The following is a 17,590-nucleotide window of genomic DNA, read 5'->3' on the forward strand; positions in this document are numbered from 1 at the left end:
GTAAAGTATATTTCAAACTGCATATTATTTTTTGAGCCATATTACTATACCATTAAATATAAATTAATCAGGTATTATCAGCATTATTCTTTATTTAAAATTAGTTTATGCTTTAATCTAATTAATTATTTTCAGAATAAAATGAAAAAATAAAATTATTTTTTATATAGAAAATTTACACAATATATATTATACTGCACATACAACTTTAAATTATGTAAACTTATTAAGGAGTATATTATGAAGAAATATAAACCAGAAACAAAAGAAGAATTAGAAAAATTGGTATATACTGACGGAATAAAACTTTACGATGTAGATACAAGCCTTATTACTGATATGAGCGAACTTTTTTATAAAAGCAGCAGAAAGGATTTTGAAGGTATAGAGGAATGGGACGTTTCTAATGTTGAGGATATGTCATATATGTTTGCATATATGAGTTATGATAGTTTTGAAAGCCGTTCTAAAGCTAAGTTTAATTGTAATCTTAATAATTGGAATGTATCCAAAGTTAAGCATATGAGTTTTATGTTTTATTATTGTAATGACTTTAATCAGCCTTTAGATAAATGGGACGTTTCTAATGTTGAGGATATGTTTAGAATGTTTGATAATTGTAAAAAATTCAATCAGCCTTTAAATAGTTGGAATGTATCCAATGTAACAAATATGAGCGGTATGTTTCAGGTAGCGGAAAGTTTTAATCAGCCTTTAGACAAATGGGACGTTTCTAATGTTACAACTATGAGGGCTATGTTTAATTATACTAAGGCGTTTAATCAAGATATAAGTAATTGGAATGTTAGTAAAGTTGAAGATATGGGTTATATGTTTAGTATATGTGTTAATTTTAATCAGCCTCTTAATGATTGGGACGTATCTAAAGTAAAAACTATGGAGGGTATGTTTAGAAGTGCTTTTAAATTCAATCAGCCTTTAGATAAATGGGATACTTCAAAGGTTGAAAATATGAATGAGATGTTTAGTCAATGTAACAGCTTTAATCAGCCTTTAAATAGCTGGAATGTATCCAATGTAAAAACTATGGAATCTATGTTTCGCAGTACTGAAGCTTTTAATCAGCCTCTTGATAAATGGAATACAAAAAAATTAAAAACAATGTTTGGAATGTTTGACTTTGCTAAAGGTTATAATTGTTTTGATTCATTATCAAAATGGGATTTAAATAAAGTATCAGAAATGAGTAATTTATGCTTTAGTAGGTATGAAGAACTTCCGTTAAAAATCAAAGCATATCTTCAGGCATTTTATGGTTCTTATAAAGATTATTTAACTATTACAAAAGATAATGTCAAAGAAGTATATGATTTAATATCAAAAGATACAAATAAAAAAATTTTGTCATTAAAAAAGAGATTAGAAAGCGAGTTTAGTGAAGAGCTTTCATCTGTTACTGATAATTATAATTTCAAAACTATAGAAGAAGCAGAAAAGTATGTGGAAAACAATTATAATAAAAAAGATGATAAAAAAGTAAGCTTTATAAATGATTATAAGGTTTTGATAAAAGATAAATCAAGAGAAGTTGAAAATAAAGTTTTAAAATATATATATTTGGAATATTTGCTTCTTAAAAGAGATGTTAAAAGATTAATGCAGGTTGACAATATCGTTAATTTACTTGATAAAGAATCTTTTGTAAATTTTGCTAAAAATATATATGATGAAACGAATAAAGAAACAGCTGCTTTTATATATGCTATATACGGAGGAGATGAGGCTATAAAAAATATATATAAAAAAGAACATGACACAAAACTCTCGCTTTTAATAATTAAATTAAATATAGAAAGTAAATATGCATTAAGATTATTATATGAAATATATTCAAATACAAAAAAATCTGAAGTACGTTATGAAGCTTATAATTTAATTGAAGAAGTGATGAAAAAAATGGATATCAGCTATAATGAGTTTCAATTAAGATATTCATCTGATTTCGGATTTAATTCTAAAGGTGAAAAAGTATTGAATAAAAATTATAAATTAATTTTGAATAGTGATTATTCTTTGAGTATTTTTGATATAAAAAATAATAAAGAATTAAAAAAGATTCCTCAAAACTTTGATGAAGATTTAAAAGAAGAAGTAACAAAATTAAGAAAAGAAATTCCTTCTTTTATGAAAGATACTTCTTATGCTTTAGCTATTTTATTAGCAAGCGGAGAAAAATACAGTTATGATTTGTTTAAAGAGATTTTTATTGATAATGCTATGATGAATAGATTTGCTTCATCTTTAATATGGAATCTATATGACAAAGATGCTAATTTTATAACTACTTTCAGATATTCAGGCGACGGAAGTTATTCAAACTGTGAAGATGAAGAAGTAAAAATTGATGATAATACTTTTATAGGTTTGGCAAGCCCTGTAGATATGGATGATGACACTATAAATAAATGGAGAAAGCAGCTTGAAGATTATGAAATAGCACAGCCTTTACAGCAATTAACTGTCATAAAATTAGATAAAGATAATTTGAAAAGCGAATTAGAAAAAATAGATAATTTAGAAATAGCTTATGGTACTTTCGAGGCTTTTGGTGCAAGATATGAAATGTATCCTGAATATATAGGATACGATGTCGTTAAAAGCTATTCATTAAAAACAAAGAATAGAGATACTTTTACTATAGATGCTGATGTTGATTCCAATACTGATTTTCATGACAGAGTAAAAATTAATATTTATTTTGATAATGAAAATGGAGAGGAAGTAAGTAAAAGATTTATCTATACTTTGTTAGTATTAATGATTTGGGATTTTAGACTTACAGATTTATTTTAATTTTATTGTTTGCGGTGGCTTTACCCCCACACCCTCAGTTATTTTGCGACCGAAGAAAGTACCTTTAGGTATGACCAAAAGAACCTATATCATCGACAGGATCGGATACGCTTCGCGAAAGACTGCATTTTTGAGCTAAAAGTATAGTATTATACTATATTTAATACATATTCTTAAAATATCAAACTGTAGTATATGCGTTTTTCGCTCTGCGTGCCGTAGGCAGCAACTTTGGCGAAGCCCACCTGCGGTGTGCGGCGGGAAAAAGTTGAATAAAAAAATTGACAAACTTAAAAGTTTAACGAATTTTTTAAAATCTATAAGAAAGCGGTACAAGGCTTTATTTTTATTGCAAGACAAAATACAAGCAGGAATCAAACTATTTGAGAGATAGTTTTTCACACTTGTACCGCATTTCAAGCTTATTAAAATTAAAGAACAATTACTGTTATTTTTCTTCTGAGCATACAACTCTTTTGAAGATAGTATTATACTTCTATCCACTTTCATATTGATTCCTTTAATGCTTCAAAAGTTTCTCAGGCTTTTGTTTTTGATGCATTTTATAATTTGTCTTGCGTTAACTAATATACACAAAATAATTTTAAAGTCAACAAAATAAAAAAAATTTTTAAAACTAATTTTTTAATAAAATAAATTTGATTTTTTAGTAGGTAGGTGGGTAGGTTTGTATGCAGTTTTTGGCACATTTCTTGCAGTAGGTTAACTACTACTACTTACCTACCTACTTTTTAACTTTCTTTTTGATTTAAAGATTTTAAAAATAAAAAATTAGAAAACATAGTTATCTAGTATTTATAAAAAAGCCGTGTTTTTGAAGTTTTTTAATCAGGCATACATAAATCTATATTAAACCTAAAAAAGCCCCAAAAACAAGCCTCTACGTTTCAAATAAAACCCTTCAAATCAAAAATCAAAACTCAATTTTTGATGATGTTATCGCAATAGCATAAATTAAAAATTAAAATAGCTCCTAATAGAAAAAACGCAGTAAATAAAATCATAATTTTTTATAGTAAAGTGTACAAAGTGTGCATGTTCATTTCGTGCATCTTACCAGTAAAGTGTACAAAGTGTGCATGTTCATTTCGTGCATCTCACCAGTAAAGTGTACAAAGCGTGCATGTTCATTTCGTGCATCTTACCAGTAAAGTGTACAAAGCGTGCATGTTCATTTCGTGCATCTTACCAGTAAAGTGTACAAAGCGTGCATGTTCATTTCGTGCATCTTACCAGTAAAGTGTATAAAGCGTGCATGTTCATTTCGTGCATCTTACCAGTAAAGTGTATAAAGCGTGCATGTTCATTTCGTGCATCTCATACAAAATCAAGAAATCAATTATAAAAAGTTAAATCAAAAAGTTTTGAGTTAATTTTTAATGAGCTTATATTCTCTAATGATTTTTGATATTGATATATATTTTGATTTTTTAATCAGAATCAATTATTAATAAAATATTTATGATGAGGGTTAAAAAAGAATCTGCCTTATCTAATATGCAATGCAGTTTTTTGTATTTATCTTTATTGATTATTTTGATGAAAAAAGTTAAAATGTACTTTACTATTTTTAAAAACAGTAATATAATTTTGATGAAAAAAGTTAAAATGTACTTTACTATTTTTAAAAACAGTAATATAATTTTGATGTTAGACATAATTGTATCCTCGTAAGTGAAAGTTATGTTTTTTCAAGGGTAAGGTTTTCCTAGAACCTTACCCTCTTTTTTTATTTAGGCTGATTACTTTTTATTTACTTCATTGATATACATTTTATGCAGTTCTATTAAATACTCGCTTACTCTCATATTCAAACTGTCAGCCTCTTTCTTCATCTCTTGAAATATTGTTGGCGTAACTCTCAAACATATCCCTATATTTTTTTCTTTGTCTGAAGGTTTTAATTTTTGCATACCGCACTCCTAATAAATTTATTTTTATATACTATTAGAAAAAATATAATGAAATATAAGCCTCTATTTTTTATTTTTTTAAATTTTTAAATTATTTATAAATATAATTTATTTATATTTTATTATACAGTATTACGGTATAGTATTAATATATAGCCTAGCTATCTATTTTTTATACTCAGTTTATCAATCCTGTTATTAAGCTCATTCATTTTGATGACTATTGTATTAAGTGTATTTGTTATATTTTCCTGAAAGTCATTTTTTATATTTTTGATTTCATTATATCTATTTATTTTTTCTGTATTTGCTTTATTGAATGGGTGATTACTCATTGCATTTTTTATCATATTCATAAGCACATAAATATATCTGCTTGTTGTTGTGTTAATATTTGAATGTCCCATCATCTTGCTTATTAAATAAGTTTCTGTTCCGCTCTCTGCCATATCAGTTGCAAACCCACGTCTAAAAGAATGGCAGGTTATTTTTACCTTATTTCTTTTTGATATTACTCTCATAATCATAGTCATAGTTTCTATTGCTAAATCCTGACCATTATTTTTTATAAAAAGATTATTCTGTTCTTTAATTTTATTTTTTCTTAATATCTCATCACGCTCTGCTATATAATCAATTAATACATCTTTGATCATATCAGAAAAAACAACTATGCGAGGCTTACTTCCTTTGGTTTTATAAATAGTTATAGTTTTGTTTTCAAGATTAATATTTCTAATATCTATGCCTGCAGTTTCCTTTCTGCGAATGCCTGTGTTTGACATTAAAAGCATCATTAAAATATTTCTTTGATTTGTGAAACTTTCTTTTGAAGTTCTTTCTATTTTTTTATAATATCTAAAGTTTGATTTGCTTTTATTACCAACTGCTCTTTTATTATTGGCTTTGGTCTTTTTATATCATCAAAAGTATCTATCAATATTTTAGCTTCTATTATTTTTTTCTTATGCAAAAACTTTAAATAACTTTTAACAACATTTATTCTGCAGTTGATAATATCAGATGATAATTTAATTTCTGTTTGATATGATATGTATTTTTCTAATAATTCTTTATTTATATTTTTGTATAAGACTTCAGTATTGCAAATATAGTGATAGTCTTTTTCAGAGAAAATAGAATAATCATTATCTTGTTTTATTATGAACTTAAAAAAATATATAATATTATTTTTATATGTTTTTACTGTTGATTGGCTTTTATCTATAGAAAGATAATCAGCAAATTGAAGGATAAAATTGACATCTTTGGAATAATCATAAAGATTATATTTTTCAGCATTAAGCATAAAAAAACAACTCCATTTTTATTCTAAAAAATTTGCTTGACTTTTGAAAAAGAATAGAGTTGTTTTCTTAGATATAATTATTATCGGTTTAACAAAATAATAATTTATCTATTATTAAAAATATCTAATATTTCTTTATTTCCTATGTCTTCTGCTGTGCTATAAGGAGTTATACCATATTGATGTTTTGAATAAATATCTGCACCATAATTAACTAATTCAATTATTATATTTAAATCTTTTTCATTAAAAATGTCATATCTTAATTCGTACTGCAATATCGCTACCATTAGAGGAGTATTTCCATTTTTATCTCTAATCTCTATATCTGCACCTAGTTCTAATAGTTTTTTGGTGAGTTTGATATCATTATCACATATGGACTTTATTAATAAGGTATCATCATTTTTATCTTTGGCATCTATATTTGCTCCCATTTTTACTAATGCTTCAAGTTTTTTAAGATATAAATCAGTTGAAAAAGGAATATCTAATAATGCCGTATTTCCTTTATTATTCCTTATTTCTAATTCAGCTCCAGAGGCTACCAATTGTTCTACAACATTATATCCTACAGTAAATAATGCTGTATTTCCATCATTATCTTTTGCATTTACATCAATTCCTAGTTTTATTAATTCAGCTGCTATTTCTTTATTTTTTGAATAAAATAATGGTGTTTCTCCTTTTTTATTTATTATATTGAAATCAATTTTATTTTTTATAAGCTCTTTAACTATATCTGCATTTTTAGCATAGAATAATGCATTATTTCTATAGTCATCTCTCTTATTTATATAAGCATCATTTTTTATAAGTTCTCTTAATACGTCAATATTTCCAGATGAACTAGCGGTAATTATTGGTACTGTAACTGAATTTTGATTTGTAACAGTTTTATTAACATCAGCACCTCTTTTTATTAATTCTCTTACTGTATCAGTTTTTCCTAAAATAATAGCATATATTAATGGCGTATATGCTTTATTCACAACCCTATTTGTAATTAATGCATTAGCATCTATATTATCTTTCATTACTTTTTCTATTATAATTGAATTTTCATCCATTATTGCTTTAATAATATCATTGTTTTGAGCAAATATATTAAAACTTAAAATAAATAATATTAATAATATTTTTTTCATAATATACATCCTATTATTTTTATTTAATCATTCTATAAAAATGAAATAAAAAATCAACAATAAAAAAGGTTAATAAGGGTTATATTTTTTATTTATAGTATAAAGTTTTTATTAAAAAGAAATCTGATGATTATAATTAAAAAAAATCAGCTGTAAGCTCTGCAAAGCCTACAGCCTCACATAATCTTAACAGGAGTTAAAACTATGTTCAATATTGATATCAATATTATATTACTGTTTTTAAAATAGTAAAGAGTATTATTATATTATTGATATGTTTAATAAAAAATTATAATATTAATTTTTATTGAAAATAATATTTTTTATTATAAACTAATAGTAAATAACTTTTATCTTTATTTTATATAATCTACTATTATAATTTTATTATCTTTGGTGTAACAGTTAGTTACACCTTTTTTATTCCTTTCATATTTTCTTATATATTTTTTATAAAGTATAGATAAAAAATATATAAGGAATAAAAAGTGGAAGAAATAAAAAAGAACAAAACTAAAGATATTATAGAATTAATACTTCCTACAGAAAAGGAAAAAAAAGTTTATTTAGGATTTTATTGTAGTAAAGATATTATTAAAGATATGAAAAAATATGCTCATAATTATAAAATGTCATTAGGAGAATATATAGAAGAGATACATAATTCATGCAAAAATATAAAAGATACATCTATAATAAAAAGCGAAAATACAAAAAAAATGACTTGGGCAGCTTTAGTAGAAAAAAATAATTTTAATGATATTAAAAACTACGCAGGAAAATACAAAATGTCATTAGGTGAATATATAGAATATATACATAAATTATATATTTATAATATAAAATAAAAAAAGCGGCTGAAACTTTGAATAGTTCCAGCCTTGGACAAGCCCACATGATCAATATAAAATAATTTGGATTTTTAATATATAAAGTTTTTTTATATGTCTTTAAGGATACAAGTAAAGTTAGGAGGCAAAATGCTATTAAAAACACAAAACCATATACATATAATAAAAAATATTAGAAATTATTAATTATTCATCATTCTATAAAGATTAAACATAGCAGAAAATCTTTTTCATTTAGTCAGACTTTAATAAATGTATTCATAATGAGTTCTAGGAAATTACAGCTATAAAAAAGATCACACATCCGTAAGTTAATTTAATAAAATAATATATTGATGTTTTTTCTTTAATGAAAGCTTTTAATCTCTCAGTAAAAGTTCCTTCAATCTCATTCATAAACTTGTTATAGTATTTTACTATTTCAATAAAAGTAAAAACTACCATAACACCTATTAAAAAAATTAGTATTAACTTAAACATATTCACTCCTTAAAACTATTTATAAACTTTTAATTTTTCTGCTATTATCTTAAAACTATTAATAAACACATCTTTTATTTTTTCTTTGTTATTTTCTAATTCTGCTATTTTACTTTCTTTTACTTCAAATAAAGTACCTATATTCTTATTTTTATTATTGAACATATAAACAGTTTCAATAGGAAGATTTTCATTTCTTATCACTTCTGATATTTGTTTAGACATGCCGTAAACATTAACATCAAATAAATAACTGAAATATATATACGGATGAAAATATTCATCTTCAATATGACCTTCGCAGCACTGACTAGTTTTATATCCTTTTTTGTTTAACTCTAAAATGATATCTGCTATATTTTTATCTATTCTAATAAGATTAATAAAATTACCGCATTCGCAGAATTGTTTATTTTCATAAAGTTTATTGCACTTACTACAGAAATTATAATATTCTTTACTATTAAAAATATTATGTTTAAATAATGTATCAAATGGTCTTTTCATAATAATCTCTCTAAATACTTGGCTGAAGCGGACATTCTATATCTACTATATAATTACTAGTTTTAAACTTAATAAGTATTGGAATAATAGAATTAATTGCAAAACCACCTTCTGTCCTTATTAATAAGTTATCATCTTCATAGAATAAATATTGATTTGTAACATTAAAAAATTGTGTTATTATATCATAATCTACAAATCCCATTACTGTACTATCATAAACTTTATTGGCAGAACCTTTTAATCTGTATTTTCCATTTATTAAATATATTCCAAAATATTCAGTTATAACTGCACCCAAATATTCAGAATATTTTGGATCTATTGGAGCTATTATATTATTATCATATATTTTTATATTTCCAATATTTGCTTCAGCTTCCATTTCTTTTGTAGTTGTAGATAGTATTATATATATAATTATCCTTATAATACGGATATAAGAAAATAGGTATTCCGTATGATAAAGCTATAAAGTTTCTTTTATTTAGCCCTGTTATTGTTTTGCTTATTTTTATTACAGCTGTACCTTCTGATTTTAAAGTTAAACTACCTTTTAAATATATAGTACCATCAGCATTTTTTACTAGTGATAAATTATTTATATTCTCTATTATATCACTATTTAATATTTGGTTTCCGCTTTCAGCTTCTAAAGTAAAAGTAGTCTTTTCAAAAGAATATATTTCTTCTTCAGGATTATCAGGCGTTGGTTCTGAATCAAAATCACCGTTATATGTATCGCTTAACGCTTCTATAGCATCCTGTACAGTTTCTATTACTTTTTCTTTTACTTCTACTTCTGCATTTTTATCAGGAGTCAAATCAAAAGTTATTATTTCATTTGTATCTATTTCTGAACCATCCTGATTAGATATTTTTAAGTAATAAGTATTTGGTATATTATTATATTTCATAAAGCCGAACTTCTTAGGCTTTCCAGAACTGGATGTGATACCGTCTGTATTGATTAGCTCATTATCATTACTGATTATATTAAAATAATTAGCTAAGATTGGACTATAACAAATAGGAGGAATTAAACTAGTTTTATGAGTATAATTTCCTATTAACTTTATTTTATTATTGTCTGTTTTTATTAATTGGAGTTTGAAAGTATTAATACGTCCTATAAATGAAAAATATATATTTGTATCCAATTTATTTAATTGCTTATTTTTAATATTCAAAATAATATTATAGTTTTTATTTTGTAGTTCAGTTGGAAAAATAGACTTTAATATACTCAATACTAAATTACTGCTATTAATAGATATATTAAATACAAACGGACAATCCATATCAGATATTATGCATTCATTTGAATCTAATTCATATATTTTATTTTTGTTTATATCAAAGAATTGTCCTAATACACTGTATTTATAATATAAATCATCATTTCCATTAATACTTTTAATTATTAAGCATACCATTTTATTTACAGGAAAATCATTAATTATAGATTTCATTCTATAATTATTTTCTTCTTTTTCTATAACTGCTGTATATTCACTGCTGGTATTTTCATCAGTCAATACTAAGTTAATAGTCTTTATATTTGTTTTAAACTTTGGAAAATTATATTTTTTATATATTAATTTAGCTTCTTCATTATCAAAAATTATTTGTGAAGCTGTAAGAGTTTTTCCTGCTAATATACTATCTAAAATATCTTTTAATTCTTTAATATTAGATACAGGAACTTCATTAGACTTTCCGCCTTTTATCTTTTCTATATCTGCCATTATCTGATTATGATCTTCAGCAAATATAGTTTCGCCATCCTGCAGGGCTGGCACTTCTCTATAGTTTTCAGGTTTTTCTAAAGCCATAATAAAGCTCCTGCTTTTAGATTTTATTTATAAAAATAGTAATTACTAGAAACTTGCACATTATACCAAAGCTGCCATTCGCCAATTTTTATAATGCTTTCTTGGTATCTTCTCATTAAATCTTGTCTGTTTGTAACAGCTTTTATAATAAATATTTCTGGAGGCGTAGAAAGCGGTACTTTCACATATTTTATTTTTGTACTGCATGAAGTTAATATCATTAAAATACTTATAAAAATTATTAGATATATTATTAAATGTTTCATTCTCTGTCCTTGTCAGCAATTCTTCATCTATATTTTTAATCATAATACTAGAATTACTAAAACTATTTTGAAACTTCTCATTTTCTTTAATAAAAAGTATCTCATTTTGAAGCGTTTGATTATTAAGCTCCAATCCCTTAATATCTTCCTGATACTGTGCAATCTCTTTTTCCTTTTTATGTATTTCACTGTCTTTAAAAGCTATTAATACTATAAAAACAGCAACAAACAAAACTATTGCAAGAACTATAAATATTCTTTTATCTAGTTTAGATAAAAAGCCCGTTATTATTGGAATCATTGTTTACTCCTTTTCATTATTTTTTTTATCATCATTAGTATTGTTATTTCTTAATATCTTCAAAAAACCTCTTAAATCACTTCCAAAACTAACTGCATTAAGACCAAGGAAAATTATTACAACAGCAATAGCTTCTTCTTTAGCAACTGTTCTACCTCTCCAGATAAGATTAACACTAACCCAAACAACTCCTAAAATAAAAGTAACTATGCTTGTATAGATACTTACTTTTTTATTAGCATTATGTTTATCTATAAAACTCATTTATCTAACTCCATTATATTTTAAATTGTCATGAAATATACCTAAAAGAAACTTTTGCAAATATTCGAGATTTTCTAAAACTATCTCACTGTCTTTGATAGTTGTTTCAGTAAAATTATTATTAATAAATACATCATAGCTTTTTAACCTGTCAGCAGCAGGAATATTTTTAAGATTTTTCATAAATGCTTTACGTTTGTCATATTGTGCTTGATGATTATTATAAATTGACTTATAAATATCCTCTATTTTATCTAAAATAATCATATAATAAAAATTACATATATTTTCTAAACCTAGCTTATTTATACTCATAATGCTGCTTTTAGATAAAGCCTCATTATATATATTAATAATTTCTATTCTTTTTGCTTTTATATATTCCCTAAGCTCTGCTTTATCTTTATCAAGTATATGATTATGTACTATATAGCTTATTATTTGACTTTGCACTTTTAATGTACTTTGACTTATGATACTGCTGTATTCTTTATAAACTGTAAGCGATGTAATTTTCTCATCATATTTAAACTTATTTTCATCATCTTTATTATCGCCATGATAATAAGCTAATATTTCGCTGTTGTTTTTAGATTCTAATACAGATAACTCCTTTGGGTGTTCAAATGCATTAGATACAATTTTATTTTGATTTTCTATAGTTTTTTCTGTATTAACCTTATCATTTCCAAACTCTATAGTACCGTCTTTAATATTTGCTTTTAATTTAGCTTGCTTATTATGCAAAATAAGATCCTTAACCCATTTTCCAATTATGAGTATAGTTATACAAATACCTATTATAGATAAAGCCATTAATGCATCAGACATTTTTATCCTCTAGTATTTTTAATATATTTTCATATCTTTCTTCTCTGTCTTCAAGTCCATTGTATCCGCCGTTAATAAGTTTAGTAACTCCTTTCACATCGCCTTGACGGGCAAGTAAACCGCAGCCTTTCTCCTTCCAAAATAATAATGCAATCTCTATAGCATTATTAGGCTCTTTGGCAAGGTCTGGATTATTAACTAAGTCAGCATTTATTTTTTTACTATATTTTTTATAATTATTTTTTCCAGTAAGCTGAATAATGCCTCTGCCTCTATATTTATAGCCTTCGTCTTCTGTATTACCTAAACGACCGCCATAAACAAAGTTGCCAATAGCCTCAGCTCCCTTACTACATAACTTTTTAGCATTTTCCAAACTTCCAACTCTTTTTTTAAATACATCAAAAAGCCTTTGCGGAGTGTATCTGAAGCTCTCTTCAAGTCTTTTATAATTATTGCTTTCATGAGTTGTTTGTGCCAAGAACATAGAAGCTTCTTTTATGTCTGTAATACCATGTTTTTGAAAAGCATTATTTAATGGTAAAAGCCATTTCTTATTTATACCGATTTTATTTAATGTATTTTCATTTAGCATAGATTAAGCCTCTTTATTTTTGTTTTGTAATTCATATACTTTTATATATTCAGTTTTTTGTTTCTCTTTTGCTATTTGGAGTGTTACTTCTCTTTGCTTTAATACTTTAATCTCTGTTTCTATATTCACTATAGCTTCACTGTATTGATATGATGTATTTTCATGCATTGATATGTTATATCCGTTATGAACTACTTTGCCTTCATGCTCTTTTAATAATGAAAGAACATCATCTTTTAAAGCCTCAATATTTTCTTTATTTTTTTTCTCTTCATTTTTCAGTTTTATATATTTTTCTATTAATGAAGTTTCTTTTTTTGTAAGTTCTTTTATATCATTTTTTGACATAATTTATCCTTATATCTTTATTTATACTTATAATAAAAAATATAAGGATAATTCATTTAAACAACGTAAGGAATAACCTCAACAAGTGAGCTTTTTAATTCTCTCTTTATTGCCTCTAATTTTTGAGATATGCTGCTTTGAGTTACATTTAATTTTTCGCCTATTTCTTTTTGTGTATAGCCTTGTGAATATAATTGCAATAGCTCTATTTGATCTTTTGTTAATATTGCTATTATTATGCGTTTTACATCTCTATTTTCAATATCAGAAAGTCCGTGAGTATATATAATATTGTCCATGTTATCTACAGATAAATTATAGTCTTTAACTGTATTCTCAGAATAAGATTTATTTGTGCCTATACTATTATTTAAAGTTTTTTCCATAGCCTGACATAATTGCCTGCATGAACTTCTTTTATCGCAAATATTGCATGTTAAATCCTTCATCTTAATCCTCCATATTATTATTAATATAATTAGCTATGACATAAGTATCATTTACAGAAAATGGTTTTTTTATATTAAGTTTTTTTGCTGCCATTTCTATATCTAATTTTAAGTCTATGCTGGAATACGGATCTTTCCTGTAGGCTATATCCTCAGTTGGCATTTCTCCAAGATTTTTAACACCCAATGCTGTCATTATATAAACTCCTTATTATTGTTATATTTGTCTTAGCTTAATTACATTATCAAAAATATTTAATTTGATAATTTCACAAAGGCATGGCTTTATATAATAACTTCCATTGTTGTTCCGTTTCAACTCGCCATTAATTCCCGAGTAATTTGCATTACTCGGCGGCTCGTTTTCACTTGTGGTTTCTCTTTTATATTCTATCTCTACTATATCAAATAACTTTAGAAAATCTAAAGTTTCATAATATTCAAATGTATAATACTCTTTTAATAGATATCTGCTTTTCATTATTTCATTAGATAAGCTCACTGCATCTTCTTTTCTTTTTAATAAAGTTTCAAACTCTTCATGTGCATTTATCCTATGTCTTTTTTTAGCCTCCTCTTCAAAATCAGTATTTTTATATGTTGACTTTAATAAATCATATTTAATGCTGCAGCTTGATAAATACTCATAACTTTCTACTGTTTTATCAACCCTGCCCATGCAGTACTGTTTTATTTTATATTTGGCTTCATTGCTGCGAAATCTTGTACTGGCTACTGCCCGCCTTCGGCGAAAATCTATTTTATTATTATCTATTTCTAATCTTCCTTGCTCTAAAAAAGAAAGTTCTCCTATTAAATCAAGTGTAGTCTTTTTATTATCATTATCAAGAAGAACTGCTATTTCTCTTGAACGTTCTTCTTCAATCTGCCAATTTTCTATATTATAATTTTCTTTTATGTATGCTATGTTCTCATAATCTTCTAAAATCTCTCTAATGAGAGTTAAAGATTTATAAGGCGGTATATCTATTTCTGCATATATTTCTATAAGTTCATCACTCATATTGGTACTTGAATCAGACATGCCTGCACATATACTTTTTACTTGTTTTTCACCTCTAAAAATTAACTGACCTTTTTCTTTATCTAATGTCCATACTCTTTGGCTTCCTTTTCCATCATTATAATCTTTGAACTCTGGAATAAATATCTCCAATTCTCCGCTTATAACCTTACCATTTTCACGTTCTATTATTTCACTTTCGCTTTCTGGTGTTTCTATAAAATATATATGAGGCTTTAATTTATTATTATCAAGCGGATCATTTCTATTCACAATACTTTCTATAGCATTCCTTGAAGTGTCGCATATTTCAAAAACTACTTCAGGAATCAAATCAGGATTTAGTATATGGCGACTGCCCGCCTGTGGTGCAGGTGTATAATATTTTACAGGCTTTAATTTTACTGTAATGCCATGTCCAGCTGCTAAAGTTCTGCATGTGTCAATAGTATCTTCTCCGCTTTGCACATTCTCTGGGAAGTTCTTTAAATCTGGGTATTCTTTTTCACTAAAAACATTTTTAGGAAGCTCAGTAGAAAAAGAAGCTCTTATATCTGATGCTGTTATTGTTATAGTTTCTAAAAAAGAATATTCAGGCTTTTGAATAAAACCAGAGAATATAATATTAGAATATTTTATTGTTGCTACGCTCCCATCCTCATTATAAGCTCCTGCCGATTTATTAAAATCGGCAGGCATTCGGCTGTCCGCTTGATAGTCAAATATTTGTCTTACCAAAAATCTATTGCCGTATAAATTAGAAAAATCATCAAAAAGTCCGTCATCATTTCTTAAAGTAACAGACATTTCATTTGTTTGAATAGTATCAAATGCAAGTGAATCGCCTTCTATATCCGCTGTATCTATTTCCTCCACTTTAGGCTCTATCGCCACAGGCGGACAGTCGTCATACATATTATTTAATTCAGTAATTAAACTATTATTACTATCAAGCCATTCACGTGTAGAGAATAATCTTTTAATATTTATAATAATATTCTTTTTGCTGTAAGGAGTTTCAAAGTTATTAAAATGCACAGCTATATAATTAATATTATCTTTTTTATATTGATAATAAGATTTATTCTGTTTATAAAGATCCTCTAAAGAAAATACTTCTATATATCCTCTGTCATTATCAGACGACTGTCCGCCTGTGGCGACACTGATAGAACCGATATTAAATAAATTATATAATTCATCTTCTTGAATATTAAATAATTCATTAAAATAAGAACTGCTGTATAATGAGTATATTTCATTAATACTTGCAGTCCATACACCTCCGAAAGGTGCAAATATTAATCTAGTATCAGGACTAGAAATATCAAGTTCTATAATATTAGCAAAACTCTTCATTACTATTGCTATGTTCGCCTACGCTATAATTACATCTATAATAAATTATAGATGTGCTTCGGCTCACTTACTCCTATATAACTTATTTCTGCATATATTCTATGACTGCTGAGCCGTCTTGTCCTTTTTCTCCATTAGCAACAACACCATTGCTGTTACTATTAGTACCTCCATTTCCTCCAGCACCAACTATTATTTTTATTTTACTTGCCGTACCAAGCATAGCTCTTGTAATATCTACTATAGCAGCACTTCCGCTGCCTCCTCCTCCTGAACTATAACCATTTATAGAACCATTGCCTCCATTTCCACCGCTTGCCAAAGTAGTATTATTGCTGAATACTGCACCTGTATTTGGATTCTTTTCATCATATCTTGTAGTAGTTCCATTATTTCCATTGATTAATTTACCTTGTCCGCTTGGAACACCTCCTTTTCCTCCATTAAAAGTTATAGTACCTGTCTTTATAGCTATTTGACCTCCTTGACATGTTGTAATAACTTTATCATTTATTAAGATTTGAGAGTTACCGCCTGCTGTTGGTTCTGTTCCAACTGTATCTAATAAACCATAATAACCTCCTGCACCGCCTGAACATATATGAACTGTAATACTATTAACATCACTTGGAAAATTAAACTCATGAGTACCAACACCAAAGCTCACTGTTTTTCTTTTTAGTGTCTGACCTTTTCTTCCTATATCATTAATATTCCAATATTTCTTTTCTACATATCCGCCTAAATTAGCATCATATTTCATTGATATTCTTAGATATTTTTCTGAACATCTTCTTTGAGAATCCAAATTATAAAATCCTCTGTTCTCATAATCATAAGTAGGAAATCCATTGCCGACTGTTTCACTATATCCGCCTGCTATTTCTGCTCTTAAATAATCATTGTCTTTATTATTAGAATCTCTTACTATAACAAGTTTAATAAATCTTAAATCCTGCTTAATTACGCCGCCGCTGCTAATATTATCAGTCAATTTTATGGTTTGATTTGTTTCAAATAATCTGCCTTCAAACTCGCAAATACTTCCTGCTAAAATATCTGGAAGTTCTCTGTCTGTATCACTCCAATGATTTAATTTTATACCGTCAAAAGCAGTATGAAGCATACGCATTTTCTGCATAATAATATTCTGCTGTCTATAGCTATCTAATAAATTAGTTGGATTTTCTACTGGTTCTTTAATTACATTAAACATTAATATACCTCATTATTGTTATATTCGCCTCGCCTTATTGGAGTGAATAAGTAAAACTT

The 17,590-nt window shown here is 26.3% G+C and carries 19 protein-coding genes; 2 read left to right on the plus strand and 17 right to left on the minus strand.

Annotated features, from left to right (window positions below):
- Positions 1-240 precede the first annotated feature (240 nt).
- Positions 241-2,814, plus strand: coding sequence for a BspA family leucine-rich repeat surface protein (locus tag BHAMNSH16_RS12745; protein ID WP_069732017.1), 2,574 nt, complete (start codon positions 241-243; stop codon positions 2,812-2,814).
- A gap of 1,763 nt (positions 2,815-4,577) precedes the next feature.
- Here BHAMNSH16_RS12745 and BHAMNSH16_RS14355 read toward each other — a convergent pair.
- The 4 genes from BHAMNSH16_RS14355 to BHAMNSH16_RS12760 all read right to left on the minus strand — a co-directional run bounded on the left by BHAMNSH16_RS14355 (position 4,578) and on the right by BHAMNSH16_RS12760 (position 7,205).
- On the minus strand, positions 4,578-4,748 hold the full coding sequence (locus BHAMNSH16_RS14355) for a hypothetical protein (protein ID WP_008730123.1): 171 nt from the start codon (positions 4,746-4,748) through the stop codon (positions 4,578-4,580).
- Between the two features lie 161 nt (positions 4,749-4,909).
- Positions 4,910-5,545 carry a tyrosine-type recombinase/integrase gene (locus tag BHAMNSH16_RS14695; protein WP_241210646.1) on the minus strand — a complete coding sequence of 212 codons (636 nt, stop codon included), beginning with the start codon at positions 5,543-5,545 and terminating at the stop codon, positions 4,910-4,912.
- A 44-nt stretch (positions 5,546-5,589) separates the two neighbouring features.
- Positions 5,590-6,057 carry a hypothetical protein gene (locus BHAMNSH16_RS14700; RefSeq protein ID WP_241033622.1) on the minus strand — a complete coding sequence of 156 codons (468 nt, stop codon included), beginning with the start codon at positions 6,055-6,057 and terminating at the stop codon, positions 5,590-5,592.
- A gap of 104 nt (positions 6,058-6,161) precedes the next feature.
- On the minus strand, positions 6,162-7,205 hold the full coding sequence (locus tag BHAMNSH16_RS12760) for an ankyrin repeat domain-containing protein (protein WP_069732136.1): 1,044 nt from the start codon (positions 7,203-7,205) through the stop codon (positions 6,162-6,164).
- Positions 7,206-7,693: 488 nt separating this feature from the next.
- On the opposite strand from BHAMNSH16_RS12760, the gene BHAMNSH16_RS12765 reads away from it, so the two are divergent.
- A complete protein-coding gene (locus BHAMNSH16_RS12765; protein ID WP_069726143.1) occupies positions 7,694-8,053 on the plus strand; it encodes a hypothetical protein in 360 nt (119 codons plus the stop codon).
- Positions 8,054-8,326: 273 nt separating this feature from the next.
- Here BHAMNSH16_RS12765 and BHAMNSH16_RS12770 read toward each other — a convergent pair whose 3' ends face one another.
- The 13 genes from BHAMNSH16_RS12770 to BHAMNSH16_RS12830 form a co-directional block, all read right to left on the minus strand.
- Positions 8,327-8,536: a hypothetical protein gene (locus BHAMNSH16_RS12770; protein ID WP_069732137.1), complete on the minus strand. Its 210-nt coding sequence runs from the start codon at positions 8,534-8,536 to the stop codon at positions 8,327-8,329.
- A gap of 15 nt (positions 8,537-8,551) precedes the next feature.
- Complete coding sequence (locus tag BHAMNSH16_RS12775; protein ID WP_069732138.1) at positions 8,552-9,043, minus strand: hypothetical protein; 492 nt, start codon at positions 9,041-9,043, stop codon at positions 8,552-8,554.
- Between the two features lie 10 nt (positions 9,044-9,053).
- Positions 9,054-9,428, minus strand: coding sequence for a hypothetical protein (locus BHAMNSH16_RS12780; protein ID WP_069732139.1), 375 nt, complete (start codon positions 9,426-9,428; stop codon positions 9,054-9,056).
- A complete protein-coding gene (locus tag BHAMNSH16_RS12785) occupies positions 9,418-10,878 on the minus strand; it encodes a hypothetical protein (RefSeq protein ID WP_008730279.1) in 1,461 nt (486 codons plus the stop codon). Before BHAMNSH16_RS12785 ends, BHAMNSH16_RS12780 begins: the two co-directional genes overlap by 11 nt.
- A gap of 60 nt (positions 10,879-10,938) precedes the next feature.
- Entirely contained in the window at positions 10,939-11,445 is a 507-nt protein-coding gene (locus tag BHAMNSH16_RS12790; RefSeq protein WP_206193855.1) for a hypothetical protein, read from the minus strand.
- 3 nt (positions 11,446-11,448) lie between these two features.
- Positions 11,449-11,709: a hypothetical protein gene (locus BHAMNSH16_RS12795; protein WP_008730237.1), complete on the minus strand. Its 261-nt coding sequence runs from the start codon at positions 11,707-11,709 to the stop codon at positions 11,449-11,451.
- A complete protein-coding gene (locus tag BHAMNSH16_RS12800) occupies positions 11,710-12,540 on the minus strand; it encodes a hypothetical protein (protein WP_008730239.1) in 831 nt (276 codons plus the stop codon).
- Positions 12,533-13,135, minus strand: a complete 603-nt coding sequence (locus BHAMNSH16_RS12805) for a glycoside hydrolase family 19 protein (protein WP_008730240.1) — start codon at positions 13,133-13,135, stop codon at positions 12,533-12,535. Before BHAMNSH16_RS12805 ends, BHAMNSH16_RS12800 begins: the two co-directional genes overlap by 8 nt.
- 3 nt (positions 13,136-13,138) lie before the next feature.
- Positions 13,139-13,483 (minus strand): hypothetical protein, encoded by a 345-nt coding sequence (locus BHAMNSH16_RS12810; RefSeq protein WP_069732221.1) that lies wholly within the window; start codon positions 13,481-13,483, stop codon positions 13,139-13,141.
- A gap of 56 nt (positions 13,484-13,539) precedes the next feature.
- Positions 13,540-13,932: a LuxR C-terminal-related transcriptional regulator gene (locus BHAMNSH16_RS12815; protein WP_069732222.1), complete on the minus strand. Its 393-nt coding sequence runs from the start codon at positions 13,930-13,932 to the stop codon at positions 13,540-13,542.
- Between the two features lies 1 nt (position 13,933).
- Positions 13,934-14,128, minus strand: a complete 195-nt coding sequence (locus tag BHAMNSH16_RS12820) for a hypothetical protein (protein ID WP_008730243.1) — start codon at positions 14,126-14,128, stop codon at positions 13,934-13,936.
- 21 nt (positions 14,129-14,149) lie between these two features.
- On the minus strand, positions 14,150-16,315 hold the full coding sequence (locus tag BHAMNSH16_RS12825) for a hypothetical protein (protein WP_008730244.1): 2,166 nt from the start codon (positions 16,313-16,315) through the stop codon (positions 14,150-14,152).
- Positions 16,316-16,397: 82 nt separating this feature from the next.
- On the minus strand, positions 16,398-17,531 hold the full coding sequence (locus BHAMNSH16_RS12830) for a hypothetical protein (protein ID WP_008730245.1): 1,134 nt from the start codon (positions 17,529-17,531) through the stop codon (positions 16,398-16,400).
- Positions 17,532-17,590: the final 59 nt, after the last annotated feature.

This window comes from Brachyspira hampsonii (assembly GCF_002214805.1).
Lineage (GTDB): Bacteria > Spirochaetota > Brachyspiria > Brachyspirales > Brachyspiraceae > Brachyspira > Brachyspira hampsonii.